Here is a 23,184-nt window from a genome sequence, read left to right as displayed (position 1 = left end):
GCCATGGCCGCCCTGCCCGTCAGCGTGATCGTGGTGAGCCGGGGCCGCCCCGAGGCCCTGGCGCGCTGCCTCACGGGGCTCGCGCAGCTCGACTACCCAGCCCTCGAGGTGGTGGTCGTGGCCTGCCCGGCGGGCCTCCGCGCGGTCGAGGCCCATGCCAAGGCCGCCGAGGTCAAGGGCCTGGAATACGACCAGCCCAACATCTCGGCGGCGCGCAACCGCGGCATCGCCGCCGCGGCGGGCGAGATCCTGGGCTTCATCGACGATGACGCGGTGCCCGAACCCTCCTGGCTGACGCATCTGGTGGCGCCCTTCGGCGACCTCGAGGTGGCGGCGGCGGGCGGCTACGTGATCGGGCGCAACGGCATCTCGCTGCAATGGGGCGCGGCGACGGTGGACGGCGCGGGCCGCCGGCATCCGCTGCGGCTCGCCGACGAGGCGCCCGTGGTCCTGGCCCCGCGCGAAGGCCGGGCGATCAAGACCGAGGGCACCAACATGGCGCTCCGCCGCGACCTGCTCGCGGTCATGGGCGGCTTCGACCATGCCTTCCGCTTCTACCTCGACGAGACCGACCTGAACCTGCGGCTCGCCGCCGAGGACCGGGCGACGGCGCTGGTGCCGCGGGCGCTGGTGCATCACGGCATGGCGGAAAGCCCGCGCCGCCGCGCCGACCGTACGCCGCGCGACCTGACCGAGATCGGCGCCTCGACCATGGTCTTCCTGCGCAAGCACCTGCCCGAAGCCAAACATGCCGTGGCGCTCGAGCGCTTGCGGGTCGAGCAGCGCCAGCGGCTCCTCCGGTCGATGCAGGCCGGCGCGCTCGATCCGGGCGATGTCTGGGCGCTGATGCGCGGGCTCGAACGCGGCATCCGCGAAGGTGCGACCCGCGAAATCCCGCATCTGCGCCCCTTGCCGCGCGCCAGCGCCGGCTTCCTGCCTTTCACCGCCCGCCCCGGCGCGCCGCACCGGCTTTTTGCCGGGCGCCCCTGGCAGCGCCGCGCCCGCGAGGCCGAGGCCCGCCGGGCCCTCACCGAGGGCGCGACGGCGACGGTGCTCACCCTCAGCCCGACCGCGCTTTATCACCGGATGCGCTTCGGCGCGGACGGGATCTGGCGGCAGAGCGGCGGGCTTTTCGGCCGCGCCCGGCGCGACGAGCCGCGCTTTCGCTGGACGCGCTTTGCCACCCGCGTGGGCACACTGCGCGCGGCGCTCGCAACCCGCCGCAACCTGTGAGAGGTTTTCCGCGCGCGGGCGCCGTTCCTAGCTGCAATGCGCCTGCAGCCTGTCTAGAGTATCGGTGAATTTGTTCAGGAGCCTTTCATGAAGAACCGCGTTACCAAGGCCATTTTTCCCGTCGCCGGCCTCGGCACCCGCTTCCTGCCGGCCACCAAATCCGTTCCCAAGGAAATCATGACCCTCGTCGACCGCCCGTTGGTGCAATACGCCATCGACGAGGCACGCGCGGCGGGGATCAAGGAGTTCATCTTCATCACCTCGCGCGGCAAGGGCGCGCTCGAGGATTACTTCGACGCCGCTCCGCAGCTCGAGCAGGAGCTCGAGGCCAAGGGCAAGGACGAACTCCTGAAGATCCTGCAGGCCACCAACATGGAGTCGGGCGAGATCGCCTATACCCGCCAGCACAAGGCGCTTGGCCTCGGCCACGCGGTCTGGTGCGCGCGCAAGCTGATCGGCGACGAGCCCTTTGCGGTCATGCTGCCCGACGACGTGATCGCGGCCAAGACCCCCTGCCTGCAGCAGATGGTCGAGGCCTATGCCGAGACCGGCGGCAACATGGTCGCCGCCATGGAGGTGCCCGAGGAGAAGACCGGCGCCTACGGCATCCTCGACGCCGACCGGGGCGACAGCCCGCTGGTCTCGGTGCGCGGCATGATCGAGAAGCCGAAGCCCGCCGAGGCGCCCTCGAACCTCGCGGTGATCGGGCGCTACATCCTGACCCCCAAGGTGCTCGACAATCTCAACGAGCTGGGCTCCGGCGCGGGCGGGGAGATCCAGCTCACCGACGCCATCGCGCAAGAGATCGACGGCGAGGGCGTGCACGGGCTCTGCTTCGAGGGCCAGCGCTACGACTGCGGCTCGAAGGCGGGCTTCCTGCAGGCCACGGTGGCCTTCGGTCTCAGCCGTCCCGACCTCAAGGACGACCTGAAGGGCTTCCTCGACGGGATGGTCGCCGACGGCAAGATCGGCTGATCCATGGGTGAGACGGTTCTTGTCACCGGCGGCGCGGGCTACATCGGCAGCCACGCCTGCAAGGCGCTCGCGCGGGCCGGCCATACCCCGGTGACCTTCGACAATTTCGCCACCGGCTGGCGCGACGCGGTGCAGTTCGGGCCGCTGGCCGAGGGCGACCTTCTCGACCGGGCCAGCCTCGACCGCGCCTTCGAGACGCATCGCCCGAGCGCGGTCCTGCATTTCGCCGCCCTCAGCCTTGTCGGCGAGGCGATGCAGGAGCCGGGGCGCTACTGGCGCACCAACACGCTGGGCGCGCTCAACCTGCTCGAGGCCATGGTCGACCACGGCTGCCGCAACATCGTCTTCTCCTCGACCTGCGCCACCTACGGCGAGCATGACAACGTCGTGCTGGACGAGGAGACCCCGCAGGAGCCGCTCAACGCCTACGGCAAGTCGAAGCGCGCGATCGAGGACATGCTGGGCGATTTCGAGGCCGCGCATGGGCTGCGCTCGGTGATCTTCCGCTACTTCAACGTCGCCGGCGCCGACCCCGAGGGCGAGATCGGAGAGCACCACCGCCCCGAGACCCACCTCGTGCCGGTCATGCTCGAGGCGATCGAGGGCAAGCGCCCGGCGCTGACCATCCATGGCACCGATTACGACACGCCCGACGGCACCTGCATCCGCGACTACGTTCATGTCTCGGACCTGGTGGACGCGCATCTCCTGGGGCTCGACTGGCTTCTCGAGGGACGCGGCAGCCGGGTCTTCAACCTCGGCACCGGCTCGGGCTTCTCGGTCCGCGAGGTCGTCGAGGCCTCCCGCGCGGTGACCAACCGCGAGGTGCCGATGACCGAGGGCCCGCGCCGCGCGGGCGATGCGACCAAGCTTGTCTCGGGCTCGCGCCGCGCGGGCGAGGAGCTGGGCTGGTCCCCGCGGCGCTCCACCCTGACCCGGATGATCGAAGATGCCTGGCGCTGGCAGCAACACGGCCGCTACACGCGCTGAGCCCCCGGCCCGGTGCCTCGACCTCACGCGGCTGACCAGTCGCGCGGGGCGGCAGATGACCGGCGTGGACCGGGTCGAACGGGCCTATCTCGATCACCTCCTGGCCGCTCCCGTGCCGCTGTTCGGGCTGGTGCGGACGGCGCTGGGGTATCTGCTTCTGGACGAGGCCGGCTGCCGGGCCTTCGCGGCGCGGCTTGATGCGCCACCCGAGGCCCAGCCCGGCCTTCTGGCCCGGCTTGCCCGGCGCGGCGATCCGGCCCGCGCGGCGGCGGAGGAGGCGCATCGCGCCTTGGCCCTCGACCGCGCGCGGAAAGGCGCGCTTGGCCCCATGCTGGCGCGGCATCTGCCCGCGGGCAGCGCCTATCTGAACGTCGGGCACAGCAATCTCACGGCGGCGACCGTCGCGGGGCTGCGCGCGGTGCCGCGCTTGAGCATTGCCGTGATGATCCACGACACGATTCCGCTCGACCTGCCGGAGATGCAGCGCGAAGGCACCGTGCCGCGCTTCCGCGCGCTCCTCGACCGGGCCTGCGCCGAGGCGGATCTGCTGATCGCCAATTCTCGCGCCACCGCCGAGGACATCGCGCGCCTCACCGGGCGGCGCGAGAACGTGGTGACGGCGCCCCTCGGCGTCGCCGTGCCGCGCCCGGGGCAGGCGCCCGAGGGGCCCTGGACCGCACGGCCCTATTTCGTGGCGCTCGGCACCATCGAGCCGCGCAAGAACCATGGCTTCCTGCTCGACCTTTGGGCGCGACTGACCGAGGAGCTTGGCCCCAAGGCGCCGCACCTCCTGATCCTGGGCGCGCGCGGCTGGCGGAACGCCGAGGTCTTCGCCCGGCTCGACGCCCGCCCGGCGCATGTGCACGAGCTGGGTGCCCTGCCCGACGCTGCGGTCGCGGCGCTTCTGGCCGAAAGCCGCGGGCTGCTCTTCCCCTCGCTCGCCGAGGGCTACGGGCTGCCCCCCGCCGAGGCCGCGGCCCTGGGGGTGCCGGTTCTCTGCAACAGCCTGCCGGTGCTGCGCGAGGTCCTGGGCGACAAGGCCGTTTACGCAGATGTGGCAGAGGGTTATCTTTGGCACGACAAGATAATGCGGCTGGCCCAAGGGGCCGCGACGCGGAACGGCGACCGGGATGACCGGCCGGGGGCCTGGCGCCCGCCCGGCTGGGACGACCATTTCAGGATCGTCTTAACCCACGTCTGATAGCCGCCGATAAGCGGACGGTAAGGCCGTCACGAGGCACGAGACATAGGGCGAGGCAGCAGGTGGGCGTCTGGCAATCATACCGGCTGAGGCTGCAGCGACGGCGCTGGCGCATCCGCGCCTTCCGCAAGCGCCGCGATCTGCGCGCCATCGCCAACCGGACCGACCGGATCAACCCCTCGGACATCCTGCTGTTCTCGACCCAGCGCAACGAGGCGCTGCGGCTGCCGTATTTCCTGAAATACTACCGCGAGATGGGCGTCGATCACTTCCTGATCGTGGACAACGATTCCACCGACGGCTCGCTCGACTACCTCGCCGATCAGCCCGATGTCTCGGTCTGGACCACGCCCAAGAGCTACAAGCGCGCGCGCTTCGGGGTGGACTGGCTGAACTGGCTACAGATGAAACACGGGCACGGCCATTGGTGCCTGGTGGTCGATCCCGACGAGCTGTTTCTGTACCCCTTCTGCGACACCCGGCCGATCCGGGCGCTGACCGACTGGCTCGACGCCTCCTCGATCAAGTCCTTCGGGGCGATGCTTCTCGACATGTATCCCAAGGGCCGGATCGACGCCGAACCCTATGCGCCCGGGCAGGACCCGCTCGAGATCGCCTCCTGGTTCGACGCGGGCAACTACGCGATCACCCGCAACCCCAAGTTCGGCAACCTCTGGATCCAGGGCGGGCCGCGGGCGCGGATGTTCTTCACCGAAGAGCCCGCCCGGGCGCCGGCGCTCAACAAGATCCCGCTGGTCAAATGGGACCGGCGCTATGCCTATGTCAGCTCGACCCACAACCTGCTGCCGCGCGGGCTGAACCTCGTCTACGACGAATGGGGCGGGGAAAAGGCCTCGGGGATCCTGCTGCACACCAAGTTCCTCGACACCTTCTCGGCCAAGGCCGAGGAGGAGCTGGACCGCCGCCAGCACTACGGCGGCTCGAAGGAATACCTCGCCTATGCGGACGGGCTGAAGGACAACCCCGACCTCTGGTGCAAGTGGAGCGAGAAATACATCAACTGGCGCCAACTCGAGATCCTGGGCCTCATGTCCAAGGGCAACTGGGCATGAGCGTCGGCATCGTCATGCTGGTGCACACCGCGCTGGGGCGCGCCGAACAGGTGGCGCGGCACTGGACGCGGGCGGGCTGCCCTGTGGTCATCCATGTCGACCGCAAGGTGCCGCAGCGCGCCTTCGCCGCCTTCCGCGAGGCCCTGGCCGACGACGGGTTGATCCGCTTCTCGCGCCGGCACACCTGCAACTGGGGCAGCTGGGCGCTGGTCCGCGCCAGCCAGGACGCGAGCGAGCTGATGCTCTCGGCGCATCCCGAGGTGCGCCATGTCTACCTGGCCTCGGGCTCCTGCCTGCCGCTGCGCCCGGTCGAGGAGCTGATCGCCTATCTCGAGGAGCGCCCGCGCACCGATTTCATCGAAAGCGCCACCACCGCCGATGTGCCCTGGACCGTCGGCGGCCTCGACGAAGAGCGCTTCACCATGCATTTCCCCTTTTCCTGGCGGCGGCAGCGGTATCTCTTCGACCGTTTCGTCGAGCTGCAGCGCGCGGTGGGCTACCGCCGCCGCATCCCCGAGGGCCTCACCCCGCATATGGGCAGCCAGTGGTGGTGCCTGACCCGGCAGACGCTCTCGGCGATCCTGCAGGACCCGCGCCGCGCCGCGCATGACCGCTACTTCCGCTCGGTCTGGATCCCCGACGAAAGCTACTTCCAGACCCTCGCGCGGCTTTATTCGACCAATATCGAAAGCCGCTCGCTGACGCTGTCGAAGTTCGATTTCCAGGGCAAGCCGCATATCTTCTACGACGATCACCTGCAGCTCCTGCGGCGCTCGGATTGTTTCGTCGCGCGGAAGATCTGGCCGCATGCGGAGCGGCTCTACCAGGTCTTCCTGGGCGAAGGCGCGCGCGGGGCCAGCGCCACCGAGCCCAACCCCGGCAAAATCGACCGCATCTTCGCCAAGGCGGTGGAGCGGCGGACCCGCGGGCGGGCCGGCCTCTACATGCAGTCGCGCTTTCCCAACCACGGCTGGGAGAACGGCCGCACGGCGGGGAAATACTCGGTCTTCCAGGGCTTCACCGAGCTGTTCCAGGACTTCGAGCCCTGGCTCGCGCGGGCGACGGGCGCGCAGGTGCACGGCCATCTCTACGCGCCCGAGCGCGCCGAGTTCGTCAACGGTCAGCGCATCCTGAACGGCGCGCTTGCCGACAGCGCGGCGCTGCGCGACTACAACCCGCGCGCCTTCCTCACCAACCTGGTCTGGAACACCCGCGGCGAGCGGCAGTGCTTTCAATACGGCCCGCATGACAACCCCAAGATCAACTGGCATTTCGCCCAGGACCCCAATGCCCAGATCTCGGTGATCTCGGGCGCCTGGGCGGTGCCGCTCTTCCAGTCGAACCGGGATTTCGCCGACCTGCGGACCGAGGCGGCGGCGCTCCAGAAGATCGAGGCCAAGATGCTGGACGAGCTGCGCTCGCCCGACGCCAAGGCGCGGATCCGCATCTGGACCATGGCCGAGTTCATCGAGGCCCCGATGGAGCCTCTGCAGATCATCATCGACGAGATCGGCCAGCGCGCCACCCGGCGGCTGGCCGAGGCGCCCCGGCTCGCCGATCTGAGCGGCTTCGGGCAGTTCCTGCAGAACCTCAAGAACCAGGGGATGCACCCCTACCTGATGGGGGATTTCCCCGTCGATCCCGCCCCGCGCCACGGCCAGCGGCCGGCGCGCAAGCCCTACCTGGTCAGGAAGTAGCCCCGCGATGCCCGCCGCCTTCGACTATTTCGTCGTCTTCGCCGAGATGCGCACCGGGTCGAATTTCCTCGAGACCAACCTGAACGCCCTGCCCTCGGTCACCTGCCACGGAGAGGCCTTCAACCCGCATTTCATCGGCTATCCCAACTCCGAGGACATCCTCGGCATCACCCGCCCCGAGCGCGACGCCAAGCCCGAGCGGCTGCTGGCGCAGATCCGCAAGGCGACCCAGGGGCTGGGCGGTTTCCGCTACTTCCACGACCACGACCCGCGCGTGCTGACGCCGCTTCTGGAGGACCCGCGCTGCGCCAAGATCGTGCTGACGCGCAACCCGGTCGACTCCTACGTGAGCTGGAAGATCGCCCAGCAGACGGGCCAGTGGAAGCTGACCAACGTCCGCCGCCGCCGCGAGGAGAAGGCCCGTTTCGACCCGCGCGAGTTCGAGGCGCATCTCGCCGCCCAGCAGGGCTTCCAGGTGCGGCTTCTGAACGCGCTGCAGCGCTCGGGGCAGACGGCGTTCTATATCGCTTATGAAGACCTGCAGGACCTCGAGGTGATGAACGGCCTCGCGGCCTGGCTCGGGGTGCCCGAGCGGCTCGAGGCGCTGGACCGCTCGCTCAAGGTGCAGAACCCCAAGCCGCTCTCCGAGAAGGTCGAGAACTACGCCGAGATGGAGCAGGCGCTGGTGCGGCTCGACGGGTTCAACCTCGCGCGGACGCCGAACTTCGAGCCCCGGCGCGGCCCGCTGGTGCCGAGTTATGTGGCCGCGGCGCGCGCGGATCTTCTGTACATGCCGATCCGCTCAGGGCCCGAGGCGGCGGTCACGGCCTGGCTCGCCGCGCTCGACGGCGTCGACGAAGACGCGCTGGTCACCAAGTTCAGCCAGAACACGCTCCGGCACTGGAAGCGCGCGCGCCCCGGCCACCGCAGCTTCACGGTGATCCGCCACCCGCTGGCCCGCGCCCATGACGCCTTCTGCACGAAGATCCTGGCGACCGGGCCGGGCAGTTTCGGCAAGATCCGCGCCCATCTGGTCAAGACCTACGGGCTGCCGCTGAAGGAGGATCCCGCCGACTACAGCCTTGAGGATCACCGCGAGGCCTTCACCGGCTTCCTGCGCTTCTGCAAGGCGAACCTCGCGGGGCAGACGCCGATCCGCACCGACGGCCATTGGGCGAGCCAGTCGCAGACGCTCCTGGGCATGGCCGAGTTCACCTTTCCCGACATGGTGATCCGCGAAGAGGAGATGGCCGCCTATCTGCCCGCCCTGGCGCTGCAGGTCGGCTGCCCGGCCGCGCCCGACCCCGAGCCGCGGCCGACGCAGGCGCCTTTCGGGCTGGCGCAGGTCTATGACGACACGCTCGAGGCCCTGGCCCAGGAGGCCTATGCCCGCGACTACACGATGTTCGGGTTTTCGGACTGGGGTTGAGGCGCGGGCGGTGGGGCGCTGCCTAGAAGTGCATCGTCGCCGCCTGCGCTGCAACGCATCAGAAGCATCACCATCGCCTGCGGGGCACTCCGCTCAAAAGCAGCGCCGTCGCGAGCACGACAGCGGTCAAAAGCCGCGTCACGTCCCACACGGACACCGCCTCTAGAGCAGCACCCGGCCCCCAGCCCCCCAGAAAAGCATCGCCCCGGCCAGCATCTCGCGTGGCCGGGGCGATCTGTCTCTAAGGTTGCGGCTTTCAGGCCGCCTGCACCGACTGCGCCTCGGTCAGGATGGTGTAAAGCTTGCCGGCGTCGGGATTGGCGCGCAGCTTGCCGCAGAAGGCCGCGTCGCGCAGCGTGCGGCTGACCAGCGCCAGGGCCTTGAGGTGTTCGACCCCCGCGTCCTCGGGCGCGAAGAGCCCGAAAACCACGTCGACCGGCTGACGGTCGACCGCGTCGAAATCCACCGGCTTCTCGAGCAGCAGGAAGACACCCTTGACCTCGTGGATGCCCGGCAGCCGGGCATGCGGCAGCGCGACGCCATGGCCGACGCCGGTGCAGCCCAGGCTTTCGCGCTCCATCAGCGCCTCGACCACCTGCGGCGCGGCGATGCCATAGGCGCTTTCGACAACATCGGCGAGGTCGTGCATGACGCGCTTCTTGCTGGACGAAGCACCCATAACCTTCACCGCCTGCGGCACGAGGAGATCAACGAATTTCATCTGTCTGACTTTTCTGCTCAGGCGGCCTGCCGCCCTGGGAGTGAACCTGGTTCTGTCGCCTTACGGATCGATCCAGCCGATGTTTCCGTCATCCCGGCGATACACAACGTTAACACCATCTTTTTTGTCGTTCCGAAACACCAGCACGGGCGCCCCGGCCAGTTCCATCTGCATGACCGCCTCTCCGACCGAGAGCGACGGGATCTTGGTCTCCATCTCGGCGACGATGATCGGTTGGAGCGAGTCGGGCTCCGCGCTCTCCTCTGCCGTGTCTTCGTTGCCGGCGAGGATATACGAGGACGCCCCGATGAGTTCAACCGGGCTCGTGCGTTCCTTGTGGTGGTCCTTCAGCCGGCGCTTGTAGCGGCGCAACTGCTTGTCCATCTTCTCGGTCGCGGCGTCGAAGGAGGCGTAGATCTCGGTGGCGCGGCCCTTGGCCGTGCAGGTCAGCCCGGTCGAAAGGTGCACGGTCGCCTCGCAGATGTACTCGTGCGCCGCCTTCGAAAACACCACCTGAGCATCCGTCGGCCGACCGGCATATTTTTCCACCGTCACGCCAAGCTCGGTCTGAACGTGGCTTTGCAGGGCGGCACCGATGTCGATCTGTTTTCCGGAAATCTGGTAGCGCATGGAGTCGTGTCCTTCTGGTTATTGGCTCGGTCCCCCCTCGGCAGGGCGCCGGGGGCTAGGTCGCGGGTGACGGACGGGCCGGACGTTGACGCGGTGCCGACAGCTTGTGGTCGACCGTCCCTGTTACAGGGGCCCTTCGGTCTGTTGTGGCGAAGGTGCACGGCGTCATGGCCCCATTTGAGGCTTTCTTCGACCGCTCTGTCAAATGAAACCGGAGCTTGACGGACGGGCCGCGCTGGGCTCAGCCGATGCGGAAGGAATCGCCCAGATAGACCCTGCGGACGTTCTCGTTGCGGACCACCTCGTCGGGCGAGCCGGACATCAGCACCTGGCCGTCGTGCAGGATATAGGCGCGGTCCACGATCTCGAGGGTTTCGCGCACGTTGTGATCGGTGATCAGCACCCCGATGCCGCGGGTCTTGAGGTCCGCGACCAGGTGCCGGATGTCGCCGACGCTGATCGGATCGACGCCCGCGAAGGGCTCGTCGAGCAGCAGATACTTCGGATCGGCGGCCAGGCAGCGGGCGATCTCGACCCGGCGCCGCTCACCCCCCGAAAGCGCCAGCGCCGGGGCGCGGCGCAGGTGTTCGATGGAGAACTCGGCCAGAAGATCCTCGAGCCGCTCGCGCCGCCGCGAGTGATCCTTGAGCGAGATTTCCAGGATGGCCAGGATGTTGTCCTCGACCGACATGCCCCGGAAGATCGACATCTCCTGCGGCAGATAGCCGATTCCCATCCGTGCGCGGCGATACATCGGCAGGTAGGTGGCGTCCTGGCCGTCGATGGTGACCTGCCCGCCCTCGGGGTTCACAAGCCCGGCGATGGCGTAGAAGGTCGTGGTCTTGCCCGAGCCGTTCGGCCCGAGAAGCGCGACCACCTCGCCCCGGTTCAGCGACATCGAGACGTCGCGGATCACCACGCGCTTCTTGTAGCTCTTGCGCAGATGCGCGACCGAGAGGCCCGCCTGCCCCTCCGCGACGCTCAGCTCGGGTCGCGCCATGCTATTGCGCCCCCGCCTGGCCGCCACCTTCGCCGGTGGTGTCCTCTTCGGGCTGGAAGACGGTGCGCACGCGGCCGTCCATCTGGGCGGTGCCGTCGTCGAGATTGACCACCATGCGTTCGGAGGTCAGCGCGTTCTCGCCCTGGGTCAGAAGCACGTTGCCGACCATGACCACGGTACCCTGGGCGACGTTGTAATCGGCGCGCTCGGCCTCGGCGGCCTCTTCGCCGGAAACCAGGGTCACCCCGCCGGTCGCCTCGAGCCGTTCGATCTGGCTGGCGCCCTCGGTATAGACCACCAGGACGCGCGGCGCGGCCAGCCGCATGTCGCCCTGCCCGATCACCACGTTGCCGGTGTAGACGGCGGTGCCGCTCGACTGGTCGACGGAAAGCTGGTCGGCGCTGACCTCGACGGGCAGGGAGCTGTCCTGCCGCATGGTTCCGAAGGCCACCTCGGCGCCCTGTCCGAGGGCCGGCAGCGGCAGGATGCAGGCCAGGAGGGCCAGGGCTCGGAACATCACCATCGGGTCGCACTCATTCCTGTTGTTGCGGCTCGTATACCATCCGAACGCCGTCGGTGAAAAGCAGTTGCACATCCCCCTCTTCGGCCTCCGGGCTCTCGGCCGGGGTGATCCGCATCCGCCCCGCGGTGAGCCGTCCGGCGGGGCCGTCGGCCTCGACCCGGCCGCCGCTTTCGATCTCCACCCGGTTCATCGCCGAGGTCAGGCTGTCGGTGCGCATGACGTAGCCCGCGGAGCTGTCGATGACCACGCCGCCGGTCAATTTCGCCGCGCCCGCGCCGTTGTCCATGCTGGCCGAGGGCGCCGAGAGGTCGATCCGGCTGCCGTCGGGAAAGGCCAGCGTGGCGTCGAACATATCGGCCAGGATGCCGTTTGGTCCCGCCGGGTCGGGCCGGGCCGCTGCGGCGCGCATGGTGACCTCGGCGCCGTTCTCGGCGACGCCGGTATAGACCGCGCCGCTGGCCGATTGCGACTCGCGGTCCTTCAGGCTTTCAGCCGTGGAGACCGGCAGGTTCCGGGTCGGGTCGGTGTCTCGCGAAAACAGGAAGAGCGTCGACAGCAGCCCGAGCGCGATCAGCGGCAGAAGAACCTTCAGCCCCGCCACGACCTGCGAATAGGTGCCCTGCCCGCGCGCCATGGCCGTCAGGAATGCGCGAAGATGTCGGTCTCGGGCCAGCCCTCGAGATCGAGCCGCGCGCGCATCGGCAGGAAGTCGAAACAGGCCTGGGCGATCTCGCTCCGGCCCTCGCGTTCGAGCATCTCGTTCAGCTTGTCGCGCAGCTGGTGCAGGTAGAGGACATCCGAGGCGGCGTATTCCTGCTGCGCCGCGCTCAGGCTCTCCGAACCCCAGTCCGAGCTTTGCTGCTGCTTGGAGATGTCGATGCCCAGAAGCTCCTGCAGGAGCGCCTTCAGCCCGTGCCGGTCGGTATAGGTGCGCACCAGCCGCGAGGCGATCTTGGTGCAATAGACCGGCGCGGCGAGCGCCCCGAAGGTATGCTGCATTGCGGCGATGTCGAAGCGGCCGAAGTGGAAGAGCTTCAGCACCTCGGGGTCGGTCAGCAGCCGCTCGAGGTTGGGCGCGCGGGTCTGGCCCTTGGCGACCTGCACCAGGTGCGCGTCGCCGTCGCCGCCCGAAAGCTGCACCACACAGAGCCGGTCGCGATGCGGGTTGAGTCCCATGGTCTCGCAGTCGATGGCGACCTCGCGGCCGAGGTCGAGCCCGTCGGGCAGATCGCCCTGGTAGAGATGAATGGCCATGCACCCTCCGATATCGTCGCGTCGGGCGGGAGATAGAGCCGCAAGGGGGCCGGCGCAACTCCTCGCCATGTAAGCCCTCGGCGGGCGCGCGGCGAATCAAATCAATTGTGGCAGGGCCTGCGCGAACAATGTCTCCGATAGGCGAGGATTGGTGCCGCGCGGCGCAGAGTGGGCAAATCCTTCCACGGCACGAGAAAATATTTTCGTGAATGTTTCGGCAACTGGCATACCGGGGCAGCGCTTGCCCCGCTGCGTGGGGCGCGGGGTTGGGCGGCGGGGTTGCGCTATCGCTCGCCGCAGGGCGATTACCCCACATACGAGAACAATCAGGCCGGGTTTTCGGGAAGAACGCCCGTTATTCGGATCAATTAGGAAACAATGAGCGCCGGATCGGGGCTGCGTGACGGATCGGACTTCGCGTCGCGCGGCGTCACATCTCACATTCAAGACGTGTCCCGCCCCGCAAACGCACACCCTGAAGATGCGCGACGCCCTGCCCCAAGGGCACCCGAGGGCCGCCGCCTCAGTTCTGACATTATTGACTAATTTTCGCCCCAATCTTTTAACCTTTGGACAGGCGGTCGCCACATTGTCGCCGCTTTGACGATCCGCACCTGGGGGGCCGGTGCTTCACCTGACACGCGATGGAGATCGCAATCGACGCGGGACGCGCCGTAACCGTCCCGCCTGCGCTCTTCCTCGCCACGAGGCAAGTACGGGGATTTTTTCCAGTGACGATTCACCTGCGTAACCAGTTTCCGATTTCCGACTTCGAGGGCGACCGGCTGACCCCGCGCCGCGCGGCGCGGCACGGCGGGCTCTACCGGCACCTGCTCAAGCGCGGCCTCGACATCGCGCTGGTGCTGGTCGCGGCGCTGCCGGCGCTGCTGATCGTGCTGCCGCTGATGCTGCTGATCGCCCGCGACGGCCATTCGCCGCTCTATTACCAGAAGCGCCTCGGCCGCGAGGGCCGGGTGTTCTGGATGCTGAAGTTGCGCAGCATGGTGCCCGACGCCGAGACCCATCTGAGCGCCTATCTTGCGCAGAACCCCGAGGCCGCGCGCGAATGGGAGCGCAGCCAGAAGCTGCGCCGCGACCCGCGCATCACCGCCATCGGTCGGGTGATCCGCAAAAGCTCGATCGACGAGCTGCCGCAGCTCTGGAACGTGCTGAAAGGGGAGATGTCGCTGGTCGGCCCGCGCCCGATGATGGTGGAGCAGGCGCGGCTCTACCCCGGCTCGGCCTATTACGCGATGCGCCCCGGCATCACCGGCTTCTGGCAGACCTCGGTGCGCAACGAATCGAGCTTCGTCGACCGCGCGGCCTTCGACAGCGCCTACCTGCGGGCGCTCTCCTTCTGGACCGACCTGCGCATCCTGGTCCGCACGGTGCGGGTGGTGATCACCGGGACCGGCTACTGAGGGGCCGCCGGGCGTCTGCGCCCGGCCCGTCTGTTTCTCAAAACCAATACGTTCCGGCGAGGCGGCCTCGCCGCAAGCCCAGGCGCAAAGGCGCCTCAGCCGCGCCCGGCCTCGGCCAGGGCGCGCAGATCGCCCATCAGCTCGTCCAGCAGCTTGCCCGCCCGCTCGTCGGCCAGCCGGTCTTCCGCGTTCCAGGCCTTGGAGGTGCTGCCGATCATCACCTCGGGCCCGGGCAGGAGCCGGGGCCGGAAGGGGTTGAGGCAGAGCCGCGCCATGTTCTGCGAGCGCTCGCCGCCGGCGCGCCCCGCCGCCGAGGACATCAGCGCCACCGGCTTGTCGCGCCAGGGGTTGCCCTCGGTGCGGCTCACCCAGTCGAGCGCGTTCTTCAGGACGCCCGAGATGCCCTTGTTGTATTCCGGGGTCGAGATCACCACCGCATCCGCCGCGGCGATGGCATCGGCCAGCGCCTGCACCTTGGCGGGAATGCCCTGCCCCTCCTCGAGGTCGCCGTCGTAGAGCGGCAGATCGAGGTCCGCCACCTGCACCTCGGCGGGACCGAAGCGGCGCGCCGCCTCGGCGGCGAGCTTGCGGTTGGTGGCGGCCCGGCGCAGCGAACCGGAGATCGTCAGGAGCGTGAGGTCGGACATGGGTCGGAGGGCCTTTCGGTCGTCGGTTTTCCGTCCCGGGCCCAGCTACAACGAAAATGCGCCGCGGCAAGCCGCGGCGCATCCCATTCGCGTCAGTCCTGGCGCGGCGGCGCTCAGGCCGTCGGCAGGATCACGATTTCCACGCGGCGGTTCTGCGCGCGGCCCTCGGGCGTCAGGTTCGAGGCGACCGGCTGGTCCTCGCCGCGACCGATGGTGTTGATCCGGAAGCCCGGCACGCCGTTCGAGGTCAGGATCGAGGCCACGGCCTGCGCCCGGCGCTGCGAGAGGTCCTGGTTGTAGGCCGCATCGCCGGTGTTGTCGGTATGGCCGACCACCTGCACGTTGGTGTCGGGATACTGCTGCAGGTTCCGCGCCACGGCGATCAGGTCGCCCTGGATGCCGGGGCTGACCGCGGTCGAGTCGGTGGCAAACAGGATGTCCTGCGGCAGGGTCACGATCAGACGCTCGCCGGTGTTGCGGATGTCGATGTTGTCGTTGCCGACCTGCTGGCGCAGCGCGGCCTCCTGCTTGTCGAGGCGGTTGCCGATGACGGCGCCGCCCGCGGCCCCGACCAGGGCCCCGGCGGCGGCGTTGCGGCGGCGCTCTTCGGGGTCATTGCCGGCGGCGGCACCGGCCAGCGCGCCCACGCCCGCGCCGATCAGCGCCCCGGTCTGGGCCTGGCGGTTGGGGTTGTTGGGGTCGTTGAGCGGCGCGCAGGCGGTCAGCGCGACAAGACCGGCGCTCGCAAGAAGAAGGGAAGACTTCGCTCGGATCATTATTTCCTCGTCCGTGATCGCGTTGAATTACGCATGAACAAGCCGGACGATATGCGCGGGGTTCCGTGTTATCCAAAAACATTCCGGTTATCCTCGGCGATTTGCCGCCGAAAGGGCTCAGGCTTCGGAACGCGCCGCCTCCCAGGCGAGGATCGCGCGCTTGACCGGCAGCCCCCAGTGGTAGCCGCCCAAACCGCCCGACTTCCGCAGCGCCCTGTGGCAGGGAATGAGCAGCGAGATCGGGTTGCGCCCGACCGCCGTGCCCACCGCGCGCACCGCCTTGGGGTGGCCGATGGCGCCGGCGATCTCGGAATAGGTGGTCACATGGCCCGAGGGCACCTGCATCAGGGCCTCCCAGACCTTGATCTGGAAGGGCGCCCCGATGAGATGCAGCGCCACCTCGCCGCCCGCGCCGAAGACCGCGCCTGCCATGGGGCCGAGCCTTTCAGGCGCTTCGCGGTATTCGGCCTCGGGCCAGCGGCCGCGCATGTCATCCATGGCAACCTCGGGGCCGGTCTCGGCGGTGAAGGCGATGCCGCAGATGCCGCGCTCGGTCGCCATGACCAGCGCCGGGCCGAAGGGACTGTCGACCTCGGCCCAGTCGATGGCGAGGCCCGCGCCGCCCCGCGCGTAGTCGCCGGGGCTCATCGCCTCCCAGCGCAGGAACAGGTCGTGCAGCCGCCCGCTGCCCGAAAGCCCCGCCGCATGGGCGGTCTCGAGTGTGGTGAACCGCTCGCGCAGCAGCGCCTTGGCGTGGCCCAGCGTCAGATACTGCTGGTAGCGCTTCGGGCTGACGCCCGCCCATTCCGAGAAGACCCGCTGGAAATGCGCCGGGCTCATCGACATCTCGCGCGCCAGCTCGTCGAGCCGCGCCGCCGGGCCCATCTCGTCGACCAGCGTTATGGCGCGGCGCATGACCTCGAAGTGATAGGCGCTTTGGCCGGGCATGGGGCTCTGGTCGGTCATGGGGCACATCCTCGTCTCTCTGGGCCCTTTTTACCGCGCAGGCGGCCCGCCGCGCGACCCGATTGTTGCGTATCCCGGGCGGGGCGGGCATGAACATGCGCGATGGCACGGCAGCTCGACTACCACACGATCCGCGAGATCTTCGCCCGGTTCCACGGCGCGGAGCCCGAACCGAAGGGCGAGCTCGAGCATGTCAACGCCTATACCCTGGTGGTGGCGGTGGCGCTCTCGGCCCAGGCCACCGACGCGGGCGTGAACAAGGCGACCCGCGCGCTGTTCCAGGTCGCCGACACGCCCGAGAAGATGCTCGCCCTCGGCGAAGAGGGGCTGACCGAGCACATCAAGACCATCGGGCTTTACCGCAACAAGGCCAAGAACGTCATCAAGCTCAGCCGCATCCTCGCCGAGGACTACGGCGGCACCGTGCCGAACTCGCGCGCGGCGCTGGAAAGCCTGCCGGGCGTCGGGCGCAAGACCGCCAACGTCGTGCTGAACATGTGGTGGCGCCACCCCGCCCAGGCGGTGGACACCCATATCTTCCGGGTCGGCAACCGCAGCGGCATCGCGCCGGGCAAGGACGTGGCCGCGGTCGAACGCGCCATCGAGGATCACGTGCCCGCCGACTACCAGCTGCACGCGCACCACTGGCTGATCCTGCACGGCCGATACACCTGCGTCGCGCGCAAGCCCAAATGCAGGGCCTGCCTGATCCGCGACCTCTGCCAATTCGAGGACAAGACAGAATGAAGAAGTACCAGGTTGCCGGCATCGGCAATGCCATCGTCGACGTGCTGACCCGCGCCGAGGACAGTTTCCTCGACAACATGGGCATCGAGAAGGGCATCATGCAGCTGATCGAGCGCGAGCGCGCCGAGCTTCTCTATGGCGCGATGGAAGGCCGGGTGCAGGCGCCCGGCGGCTCGGTCGCCAACACGCTGGCGGGGCTGGGCAACCTCGGGCTGCGCACCGCCTTCGTCGGCCGGGTGAAGGACGACGGGCTGGGCCGCTTCTACGCCGAGGAGATGGAGAAGATCGGCACCGCCTTCGTGAACCCGCCGGCCCCGGGCGGCGAGCTGCCGACCTCGCGCTCGATGATCTTCGTCTCGCCGGACGGCGAGCGCTCGATGAACACCTACCTCGGGATTTCCGCCGAACTGGGCCCGGACGACGTCGACGAGGCGGTCGCCGCCGAGGCCGAGGTGGTCTTCCTCGAGGGCTATCTTTTCGACAAGGACAAGGGCAAGGACGCCTTCGCCAAGATGGCCCGCGCCTGCCGCAAGGCCGGCGGCAAGGCGGGCATCGCGATCTCCGATCCCTTCTGCGTCGAACGCCACCGCGCCGACTTCCTGGACTTCATCGAGAACGAGCTCGACTACGTGATCGGCAACGAGGCCGAGATCCGCGCGCTGTTCCAGAAAGACGATCTCGAGGCCGACCTCGAGGCGGTCGCCGCGATCTGCCCGCTGGTGGTCTGCACCCGCTCGGGCCAGGGCTGCACCATCCTGCGCGACGGCACGCGGACCGATGTGCCGGTCGAGCATATCACCCCGGTCGACGCCACCGGCGCGGGCGACCAGTTCGCCGCGGGCTTCCTCTACGGGCTGGTCACCGGGGCCGAGATGTTCCGCGCGGGCGAGATGGGCCATGCCGCCGCCCGCGAGGTGATCGGCCACATGGGCCCGCGCCCCGAGACCTCGCTGCCCGATCTCTTCCGCGACAAGGGTCTGGTCTGAGCCAGGCCCCGCCCCGCGATCCGCGCGCGCCCCGGGGCTCGGGGCCGCGCCTGACCTAGGGCGCCGCCGCCGGGGCGGCCCTGAGGGGCGCGCCCTCAGTGCGCCTCGGCCCAGTTCGGCCCCTGCCCGGCGTCCACCACCAGCGGCACATCGAGCTTCACCACCGGGTCGGCGGCATTCTCCATAACCCCGCGGGCCGCGGCGATCAGATCGTCGACCGCGCCTTCCTCGACCTCGAAGAGCAGTTCGTCGTGCACCTGCAGAAGCATCTTGGCAGGCAGCGCGGCGATTTCCGACGGCATCCGCACCATGGCGCGGCGGATGATGTCCGCCGCCGTGCCCTGGATCGGCGCGTTGATCGCCGCCCGGCGGGCAAAGCCCGCGCGCGGCCCCGAGGCGGAGATCTCGGGCGTGTGGATCACCCGGCCGAAGAGCGTCTCGACGCGCTTGTGTTCCTTCGCGAAGGCGGTGGTCTCGGACATGTAGTCCTTGATGCCCGGGAAGCGCTCGAAGTAGCGGTCGATGAAGCCCTGCGCCTCGGCGCGCGGGATGCGCAGGTTGCGCGCCAGCCCGAAGCCCGAGATGCCGTAGATCACCCCGAAGTTGATCGCCTTGGCCTGGCGCCGCACCTCAGGGGTCATCTCCTCCATCGGCACGCCGAACATCTCCGAGGCGGTGGCGGCGTGAATGTCCTGGCCTTCGCGGAAGGCCTCCTTCAGCGCGTCGATGCCGGCGATATGCGCCAGGATGCGCAGCTCGATCTGGCTGTAGTCGAGCGAGACCAGCACCTTGCCCGTGTCGGCAACGAAGGCCTCGCGGATGCGGCGGCCCTCTTCGGTGCGCACGGGGATGTTCTGCAGGTTCGGATCGGTCGAGGCCAGACGCCCGGTGTTCGCCCCCGAGATCACGTAGGAGGTATGCACCCGCCCGGTCTCGGGGTTGATGTGCTCCTGCAGGGCGTCGGTATAGGTCGACTTCAGCTTGGAGAGCTGCCGCCAGTCCAGGACCCGCGCCGGCAGGTCGTGTTCGGTCGCCAGGTCCTCGAGCACGTCGGCGCCGGTGGCATAAGCCCCGGTCTTGCCCTTCTTGCCGCCCTCGAGCCCCATCTTGTCAAAGAGGATCTCGCCCAGCTGCTTCGGCGAGCCGACGTTGAAGCGTTCCCCCGCCAGCTCGTGGATCTCTTCCTCCAGCGCGGCCATCTTCTGCGCGAAGGCGCCGGACATGCGCGACAGCACGTCCCGGTCGACCGCGATGCCGGCGCGCTCCATCTCGGCCAGGACCGGCACCAGCGGCCGCTCCATGGTCTCGTAGACGCGGGTCACCTTCTTGCGGTGCAGCTGCGGCTTGAAGACCTGCCAGAGCCGCAGGGTGATGTCGGCGTCCTCCGCGGCGTATTTCGTCGCCGCCTCGATCGGCACCCGGTCGAAGGTGATCTGACTCTTGCCGGTGCCGATCACCTCCTTGATGGGGATCGGCTGGTGCCCGAGATAGCGCTCGGAGAGCTGGTCCATCCCGTGCCCGTGCAGCCCGCCGTTCATCGCGTAGGACAGCAGCATCGTGTCCTCGATCGGCGCCACCTCGATGCCGACGCGGGCGAGGATCTTCATGTCGTATTTCAGGTTCTGCCCGACCTTCAGGACCGCCGGATCCTCGAGCAGCGGCTTCAGGAGATCCAGCGCCTCGGTCCGATCCATCTGCCCCTCGAGCAGCGCGTCGGAGTTGAACAGGTCGCCTTCGGCGGCATCGCGGTGCAGAAGCGGCAGATAGGCCGCGCGGCCCGCCTCGACGGCGAAGGACAGCCCCACCAGCTCGGCGCGCATCTCGTCGAGCCCCGTGGTCTCGGTATCCAGCGCGATCCAGCCGCGTTCCCGCGCCGCGTCGATCCAGCCTCGCAGGGTCTCGGCGTCGCGGATCGTGCTGTAGTCGGCCTCGGCGAAATCCGGCTGTTCCGGCGCCTCGGCCTCGCCCGCGGCGGCCTCGGGGGCGCTTTCGGGGATGACCGGCGCCTCGGCGCCCAGGGTCTCGGCCACCCGGCGCGACAGGCTGCGGAACTCCATCTCGGCCAGGAACCCCAGGAGCGTCTCAGGGTCCGGGTCGCGCAGCTCGAGATCCTCGAGCGCGAAGTCGAGCGGCGTCTCGCGGTCGAGCTGCACCAGCTTCTTCGACAGTTCGATCTGCTCGCGCTTCTCGATCAGGGTCTGGCGGCGCTTCGGCTGCTTGATCTCCTCGGCGCGGTCGAGAAGCTCTTCCAGCGTGCCGAACTCGTTGATCAAAAGCGCCGCGGTCTTGATCCCGATGCCCGGCGCGCCCGGCACGTTGTCGACGCTGTCGCCGGCCAGGGCCTGCACGTCGACCACCCGCTCGGGCGCGACGCCGAATTTCTCCATCACCCCCTCGGCGTCGATGGCGCGGTTCTTCATGGCGTCGAACATCTCGACCCCGCCGCCGACGAGCTGCATCAGGTCCTTGTCGGAGCTGACGATGGTCACCTGGCCGCCCTTCTCGCGCGCCTGCACCGAGAGCGTGGCGATGATGTCGTCGGCCTCGTATCCCTCGATCTCCTTGCAGGCGATGTTGAAGGCTTCCGTCGCGCGCCGGGTCAGCGGAATCTGCGGGCGCAGGTCCTCGGGCATCTCGTCGCGGTTGGCCTTGTACTGGTCGTACAGATCGTTGCGGAAGGTGTGGCTGCCCTTGTCAAAGATCACCGCGATATGGGTCGGCGCCCCCGCCCCGTGGTCCTTGGCGATATAGCGCCGCAGCATGTCGCAGAAGCCCTGCACGGCGCCCACCGGCAGCCCGTCGGACTTGCGCGTCAGCGGCGGCAGCGCGTGGAAGGCCCGGAAGATGAAGGCGGAGCCGTCGATGAGATGCAGGTGAGAGCCTTTGCCGAAGCTCATGTCGCGCGCTCCTTGGGTCAAATCGTCTGTCGCCCCCGGCATATCCCGAGGCGCGGCACATGGAAAGCCGCGCTCAGGCGCCGCGCGCCATCCTGCGGGCCAGCGCTTGGATCCCCAGCGCCAGCGCTCCGAAGGCCAGCAGAAGGCCCAGGACGTTCAGCGCAACGCCGCCCGGCCCGGCCTCGGAGACGTCGAGGAAGGGATAGGGATAGACCCCGTCGAGCTGCGCCCGGAGGATCGCGTAGAGGCAATAGACCAGCGGGTAGCCGAGCCAGAGCCCCAGGTCGCGCAGGCCCAGCCCCGCCTTGGGCGCGGCCCCGGTCCAATAGGCCAGGTAGCCCAGCGGCACGACGGTGTGCAGCATGTCGTCGATCCGCGCCTCGAGACCCGAGAGGTCGCTGAGATGCGCCAGCAGCAGGTGATAGACCAGTCCCACCGCCAGGATCGACAGCAGCAGCCCGCCCGCCAGGCGCGCCGATCCGCGCCCGCCCATCGCCACCCAGGCGGCGTAAAGACCGACGGCGGTATTGGTCCAGAGGGTGAAGTAGCGGAAGAGCGACCAGAGCGCTGCGCCGAGGCTCTCGCCCTCACTCACGCTCAGCCAGATCCGCGCCAGCACGGTGCCGAGCGCCGCCAGCGCCAGAAGCGCCGCGCTCGCCCGGGCGGGGCTCACGCCCCGGCCTTGCCTTCGAAGTCGCGGTGGATGAAGCGCGCGTCGCAATAGCCGCATTCGACCCAGCCGCGGTCCTCGGGGATCTGCAGCCAGACGCGCGGATGGCCCAGCGCGCCTTCGCCGCCGTCACAGGCGACGCGATAGCGGTCGACGATCTTGGTCTCGGGGGCGTCCGGAGCCATGGCGCGAGTTCCCATCACTTTGCCTTTGCACTAGGTGCCTTATGTCGGATGACGAACCGAGGAGCAAGACAGGCATGGCAGGCAAGGCGATCCGCATCGCGGGACTGAAGAAGACCTATGGCGGACAGGGCGGCGCGCCCGCCAAGGAGGCGCTGAAGGGCGTCGATCTCGACATCCCCGAAGGCTCGGTCTTCGGGCTGCTCGGGCCGAACGGCGCGGGCAAGTCGACGCTGATCAACATCCTCGCCGGGCTGGTGGTGAAAACCGCCGGCACGGTCGAGATCTGGGGCTTCGACCAGGACAAGAACCCGCGGCAGTCGCGCGCCTCGATCGGGGTGATGCCGCAGGAGCTGAACCTCGACCCCTTCTTCACCCCGCGCGGCGCGCTTGAGGTGCAGGCCGGGCTTTACGGCGTGCCCAAGGGCCAGCGCCGCTCCGACGAGATCCTCTCGATGGTGGGGCTCGCCGACAAGGCCGAGGCCTATGCCCGCACGCTCTCGGGCGGCATGCGGCGGCGGCTGCTGCTCGGCAAGGCGCTGGTGCACCGCCCGCATATCCTGGTGCTCGACGAGCCCACCGCCGGCGTCGACATCGAGCTGCGCCAGATGCTCTGGGAGAACGTCCGCAGGCTGAACCGCGAGGAGGGGATGACGATCATCCTCACCACCCATTACCTCGAGGAGGCCGAGGAGATGTGCGACGAGATCGCCATCATCAACCAGGGCGCGCTGGTCGCCCGCGACACCACCCGCAACCTCCTGGGCGAGCTCGACGCCCGCACCATGGTGATCGAACCCGAGGAGACGCCCGCGAGCCTGCCCGAGCTCGAAGGCTGCGAGGTCGAGACCCGCGAAGGCGGCATCTTGGCGCTGACCTACCACGCCCGCGAGATGCACGCCGAGGACGTCCTCGACGCCGTCCGCGCCGCCGGCATCCGGATCTCCGACGTGCGCACCGAACAGCCCGACCTCGAGGACGTCTTCCTCGCCCTCACCAAGGGCGCCCACGACTAAGCGGCCGGGAAGCCGTCCAAAACCTCAAAAAAACCCCGGCGCGCCCCCGTCAAACGGGGCGCCGCCGCCCGTCGGGACCTAGGCTCCGACCGCGGCCAATACCAACGTGCGCCCACGCAACCGCGCGCCCACCCGACCGCGCGCGCCGCA

At 68.9% G+C, this 23,184-nt stretch carries 23 protein-coding genes; 11 read left to right on the top strand and 12 right to left on the bottom strand.

Annotated features, from left to right (window positions below; all coding sequences use genetic code 11):
* The first annotated feature begins 3 nt into the window (after positions 1 to 3).
* The 7 genes from LR948_RS08950 (at position 4) to LR948_RS08920 (ending at position 8,598) form a co-directional block, all read left to right on the top strand.
* Positions 4 to 1,233 carry a glycosyltransferase family 2 protein gene (locus LR948_RS08950; RefSeq protein ID WP_232753663.1) on the top strand — a complete coding sequence of 410 codons (1,230 nt, stop codon included), beginning with the start codon at positions 4 to 6 and terminating at the stop codon, positions 1,231 to 1,233.
* Between the two features lie 87 nt (positions 1,234 to 1,320).
* Positions 1,321 to 2,208, top strand: coding sequence for a UTP--glucose-1-phosphate uridylyltransferase GalU (gene galU / locus LR948_RS08945; RefSeq protein ID WP_232753662.1), 888 nt, complete (start codon positions 1,321 to 1,323; stop codon positions 2,206 to 2,208).
* Positions 2,209 to 2,211: 3 nt separating this feature from the next.
* Complete coding sequence (galE, locus tag LR948_RS08940) at positions 2,212 to 3,198, top strand: UDP-glucose 4-epimerase GalE (RefSeq protein ID WP_232753661.1); 987 nt, start codon at positions 2,212 to 2,214, stop codon at positions 3,196 to 3,198.
* A 55-nt stretch (positions 3,199 to 3,253) separates the two neighbouring features.
* On the top strand, positions 3,254 to 4,399 hold the full coding sequence (locus tag LR948_RS08935; RefSeq protein WP_232753660.1) for a glycosyltransferase family 1 protein: 1,146 nt from the start codon (positions 3,254 to 3,256) through the stop codon (positions 4,397 to 4,399).
* 62 nt (positions 4,400 to 4,461) lie between these two features.
* Complete coding sequence (locus tag LR948_RS08930; RefSeq protein WP_232753659.1) at positions 4,462 to 5,472, top strand: glycosyltransferase family 2 protein; 1,011 nt, start codon at positions 4,462 to 4,464, stop codon at positions 5,470 to 5,472.
* Entirely contained in the window at positions 5,469 to 7,169 is a 1,701-nt protein-coding gene (locus LR948_RS08925; RefSeq protein ID WP_232753658.1) for a beta-1,6-N-acetylglucosaminyltransferase, read from the top strand. Before LR948_RS08930 ends, LR948_RS08925 begins: the two co-directional genes overlap by 4 nt.
* A 7-nt stretch (positions 7,170 to 7,176) precedes the next feature.
* The gene (locus LR948_RS08920; RefSeq protein ID WP_232753657.1) at positions 7,177 to 8,598 is read left to right on the top strand and encodes a sulfotransferase domain-containing protein; all 1,422 of its coding nucleotides are present in this window, start codon (positions 7,177 to 7,179) and stop codon (positions 8,596 to 8,598) included.
* Positions 8,599 to 8,854: 256 nt separating this feature from the next.
* Here the strand turns inward: LR948_RS08920 and LR948_RS08915 are convergent, their stop codons facing one another.
* The 6 genes from LR948_RS08915 to LR948_RS08890 form a co-directional block, all read right to left on the bottom strand.
* On the bottom strand, positions 8,855 to 9,319 hold the full coding sequence (locus LR948_RS08915; protein ID WP_232753656.1) for a PTS sugar transporter subunit IIA: 465 nt from the start codon (positions 9,317 to 9,319) through the stop codon (positions 8,855 to 8,857).
* A gap of 60 nt (positions 9,320 to 9,379) precedes the next feature.
* Positions 9,380 to 9,949 (bottom strand): ribosome hibernation-promoting factor, HPF/YfiA family, encoded by a 570-nt coding sequence (gene hpf / locus LR948_RS08910; protein WP_232753655.1) that lies wholly within the window; start codon positions 9,947 to 9,949, stop codon positions 9,380 to 9,382.
* Positions 9,950 to 10,190: 241 nt separating this feature from the next.
* Complete coding sequence (lptB, locus tag LR948_RS08905; RefSeq protein WP_232753654.1) at positions 10,191 to 10,949, bottom strand: LPS export ABC transporter ATP-binding protein; 759 nt, start codon at positions 10,947 to 10,949, stop codon at positions 10,191 to 10,193.
* 1 nt (position 10,950) lies between these two features.
* Complete coding sequence (gene lptA / locus LR948_RS08900; protein WP_232753902.1) at positions 10,951 to 11,466, bottom strand: lipopolysaccharide transport periplasmic protein LptA; 516 nt, start codon at positions 11,464 to 11,466, stop codon at positions 10,951 to 10,953.
* 16 nt (positions 11,467 to 11,482) lie between these two features.
* Positions 11,483 to 12,106 carry a hypothetical protein gene (locus LR948_RS08895; RefSeq protein WP_232753653.1) on the bottom strand — a complete coding sequence of 208 codons (624 nt, stop codon included), beginning with the start codon at positions 12,104 to 12,106 and terminating at the stop codon, positions 11,483 to 11,485.
* A 5-nt stretch (positions 12,107 to 12,111) separates the two neighbouring features.
* Positions 12,112 to 12,726, bottom strand: a complete 615-nt coding sequence (locus LR948_RS08890; protein WP_232753652.1) for a ribonuclease D — start codon at positions 12,724 to 12,726, stop codon at positions 12,112 to 12,114.
* 731 nt (positions 12,727 to 13,457) lie between these two features.
* On the opposite strand from LR948_RS08890, the gene LR948_RS08885 reads away from it, so the two are divergent.
* On the top strand, positions 13,458 to 14,147 hold the full coding sequence (locus tag LR948_RS08885) for a sugar transferase (RefSeq protein ID WP_232753651.1): 690 nt from the start codon (positions 13,458 to 13,460) through the stop codon (positions 14,145 to 14,147).
* 95 nt (positions 14,148 to 14,242) lie between these two features.
* Here the strand turns inward: LR948_RS08885 and LR948_RS08880 are convergent, their stop codons facing one another.
* The 3 genes from LR948_RS08880 to LR948_RS08870 form a co-directional block, all read right to left on the bottom strand.
* On the bottom strand, positions 14,243 to 14,794 hold the full coding sequence (locus tag LR948_RS08880) for an NADPH-dependent FMN reductase (RefSeq protein WP_232753650.1): 552 nt from the start codon (positions 14,792 to 14,794) through the stop codon (positions 14,243 to 14,245).
* Positions 14,795 to 14,907: 113 nt separating this feature from the next.
* A complete protein-coding gene (locus LR948_RS08875) occupies positions 14,908 to 15,570 on the bottom strand; it encodes an OmpA family protein (RefSeq protein WP_232753649.1) in 663 nt (220 codons plus the stop codon).
* Between the two features lie 117 nt (positions 15,571 to 15,687).
* The gene (locus tag LR948_RS08870; RefSeq protein ID WP_370634923.1) at positions 15,688 to 16,536 is read right to left on the bottom strand and encodes a methylated-DNA--[protein]-cysteine S-methyltransferase; all 849 of its coding nucleotides are present in this window, start codon (positions 16,534 to 16,536) and stop codon (positions 15,688 to 15,690) included.
* A gap of 102 nt (positions 16,537 to 16,638) precedes the next feature.
* Between LR948_RS08870 and nth the strand changes: the two genes are divergently transcribed.
* Positions 16,639 to 17,283, top strand: coding sequence for an endonuclease III (gene nth / locus LR948_RS08865; protein ID WP_232753647.1), 645 nt, complete (start codon positions 16,639 to 16,641; stop codon positions 17,281 to 17,283).
* The gene (locus tag LR948_RS08860) at positions 17,280 to 18,269 is read left to right on the top strand and encodes an adenosine kinase (protein WP_232753646.1); all 990 of its coding nucleotides are present in this window, start codon (positions 17,280 to 17,282) and stop codon (positions 18,267 to 18,269) included. The genes nth and LR948_RS08860 overlap by 4 nt, the downstream gene beginning before the upstream one ends.
* A 95-nt stretch (positions 18,270 to 18,364) precedes the next feature.
* Here the strand turns inward: LR948_RS08860 and polA are convergent, their stop codons facing one another.
* The 3 genes from polA to LR948_RS08845 form a co-directional block, all read right to left on the bottom strand.
* The gene (gene polA / locus LR948_RS08855; RefSeq protein ID WP_232753645.1) at positions 18,365 to 21,166 is read right to left on the bottom strand and encodes a DNA polymerase I; all 2,802 of its coding nucleotides are present in this window, start codon (positions 21,164 to 21,166) and stop codon (positions 18,365 to 18,367) included.
* A 73-nt stretch (positions 21,167 to 21,239) separates the two neighbouring features.
* Positions 21,240 to 21,839 carry a Pr6Pr family membrane protein gene (locus LR948_RS08850; RefSeq protein WP_232753644.1) on the bottom strand — a complete coding sequence of 200 codons (600 nt, stop codon included), beginning with the start codon at positions 21,837 to 21,839 and terminating at the stop codon, positions 21,240 to 21,242.
* On the bottom strand, positions 21,836 to 22,021 hold the full coding sequence (locus tag LR948_RS08845) for a zinc-finger domain-containing protein (RefSeq protein WP_232753643.1): 186 nt from the start codon (positions 22,019 to 22,021) through the stop codon (positions 21,836 to 21,838). The genes LR948_RS08850 and LR948_RS08845 overlap by 4 nt, the downstream gene beginning before the upstream one ends.
* A 74-nt stretch (positions 22,022 to 22,095) precedes the next feature.
* On the opposite strand from LR948_RS08845, the gene LR948_RS08840 reads away from it, so the two are divergent.
* Positions 22,096 to 23,034: an ABC transporter ATP-binding protein gene (locus LR948_RS08840; protein WP_232753642.1), complete on the top strand. Its 939-nt coding sequence runs from the start codon at positions 22,096 to 22,098 to the stop codon at positions 23,032 to 23,034.
* The last annotated feature ends 150 nt before the right edge of the window (positions 23,035 to 23,184 follow it).

This window comes from Roseivivax sp. GX 12232 (assembly GCF_021272185.1).
Lineage (GTDB): Bacteria > Pseudomonadota > Alphaproteobacteria > Rhodobacterales > Rhodobacteraceae > Roseivivax.
The sequence above is the reverse complement of the archived record's forward strand: the minus strand, read 5'-3'. Positions and strand labels throughout refer to the sequence as shown.

What these genes read in the sequence shown, in the direction of transcription:
- LR948_RS08845 (WP_232753643.1), bottom strand. Translation starts at nt 22,021, where the DNA reads ATGGCTCCGGACGCCCCCGAGACCAAGATCGTCGACCGCTATCGCGTC.
- nth (WP_232753647.1), top strand. Translation starts at nt 16,639, where the DNA reads ATGGCACGGCAGCTCGACTACCACACGATCCGCGAGATCTTCGCCCGG.
- LR948_RS08890 (WP_232753652.1), bottom strand. Translation starts at nt 12,726, where the DNA reads ATGGCCATTCATCTCTACCAGGGCGATCTGCCCGACGGGCTCGACCTC.
- galE (WP_232753661.1), top strand. Translation starts at nt 2,212, where the DNA reads ATGGGTGAGACGGTTCTTGTCACCGGCGGCGCGGGCTACATCGGCAGC.
- LR948_RS08950 (WP_232753663.1), top strand. Translation starts at nt 4, where the DNA reads ATGGCCGCCCTGCCCGTCAGCGTGATCGTGGTGAGCCGGGGCCGCCCC.
- LR948_RS08895 (WP_232753653.1), bottom strand. Translation starts at nt 12,106, where the DNA reads ATGGCGCGCGGGCAGGGCACCTATTCGCAGGTCGTGGCGGGGCTGAAG.
- hpf (WP_232753655.1), bottom strand. Translation starts at nt 9,949, where the DNA reads ATGCGCTACCAGATTTCCGGAAAACAGATCGACATCGGTGCCGCCCTG.
- LR948_RS08880 (WP_232753650.1), bottom strand. Translation starts at nt 14,794, where the DNA reads ATGTCCGACCTCACGCTCCTGACGATCTCCGGTTCGCTGCGCCGGGCC.
- LR948_RS08935 (WP_232753660.1), top strand. Translation starts at nt 3,254, where the DNA reads ATGACCGGCGTGGACCGGGTCGAACGGGCCTATCTCGATCACCTCCTG.
- LR948_RS08925 (WP_232753658.1), top strand. Translation starts at nt 5,469, where the DNA reads ATGAGCGTCGGCATCGTCATGCTGGTGCACACCGCGCTGGGGCGCGCC.
- LR948_RS08840 (WP_232753642.1), top strand. Translation starts at nt 22,096, where the DNA reads ATGGCAGGCAAGGCGATCCGCATCGCGGGACTGAAGAAGACCTATGGC.
- LR948_RS08875 (WP_232753649.1), bottom strand. Translation starts at nt 15,570, where the DNA reads ATGATCCGAGCGAAGTCTTCCCTTCTTCTTGCGAGCGCCGGTCTTGTC.
- galU (WP_232753662.1), top strand. Translation starts at nt 1,321, where the DNA reads ATGAAGAACCGCGTTACCAAGGCCATTTTTCCCGTCGCCGGCCTCGGC.
- LR948_RS08920 (WP_232753657.1), top strand. Translation starts at nt 7,177, where the DNA reads ATGCCCGCCGCCTTCGACTATTTCGTCGTCTTCGCCGAGATGCGCACC.
- lptB (WP_232753654.1), bottom strand. Translation starts at nt 10,949, where the DNA reads ATGGCGCGACCCGAGCTGAGCGTCGCGGAGGGGCAGGCGGGCCTCTCG.
- LR948_RS08915 (WP_232753656.1), bottom strand. Translation starts at nt 9,319, where the DNA reads ATGAAATTCGTTGATCTCCTCGTGCCGCAGGCGGTGAAGGTTATGGGT.
- LR948_RS08870 (WP_370634923.1), bottom strand. Translation starts at nt 16,536, where the DNA reads ATGACCGACCAGAGCCCCATGCCCGGCCAAAGCGCCTATCACTTCGAG.
- LR948_RS08860 (WP_232753646.1), top strand. Translation starts at nt 17,280, where the DNA reads ATGAAGAAGTACCAGGTTGCCGGCATCGGCAATGCCATCGTCGACGTG.
- polA (WP_232753645.1), bottom strand. Translation starts at nt 21,166, where the DNA reads ATGAGCTTCGGCAAAGGCTCTCACCTGCATCTCATCGACGGCTCCGCC.
- lptA (WP_232753902.1), bottom strand. Translation starts at nt 11,466, where the DNA reads ATGTTCCGAGCCCTGGCCCTCCTGGCCTGCATCCTGCCGCTGCCGGCC.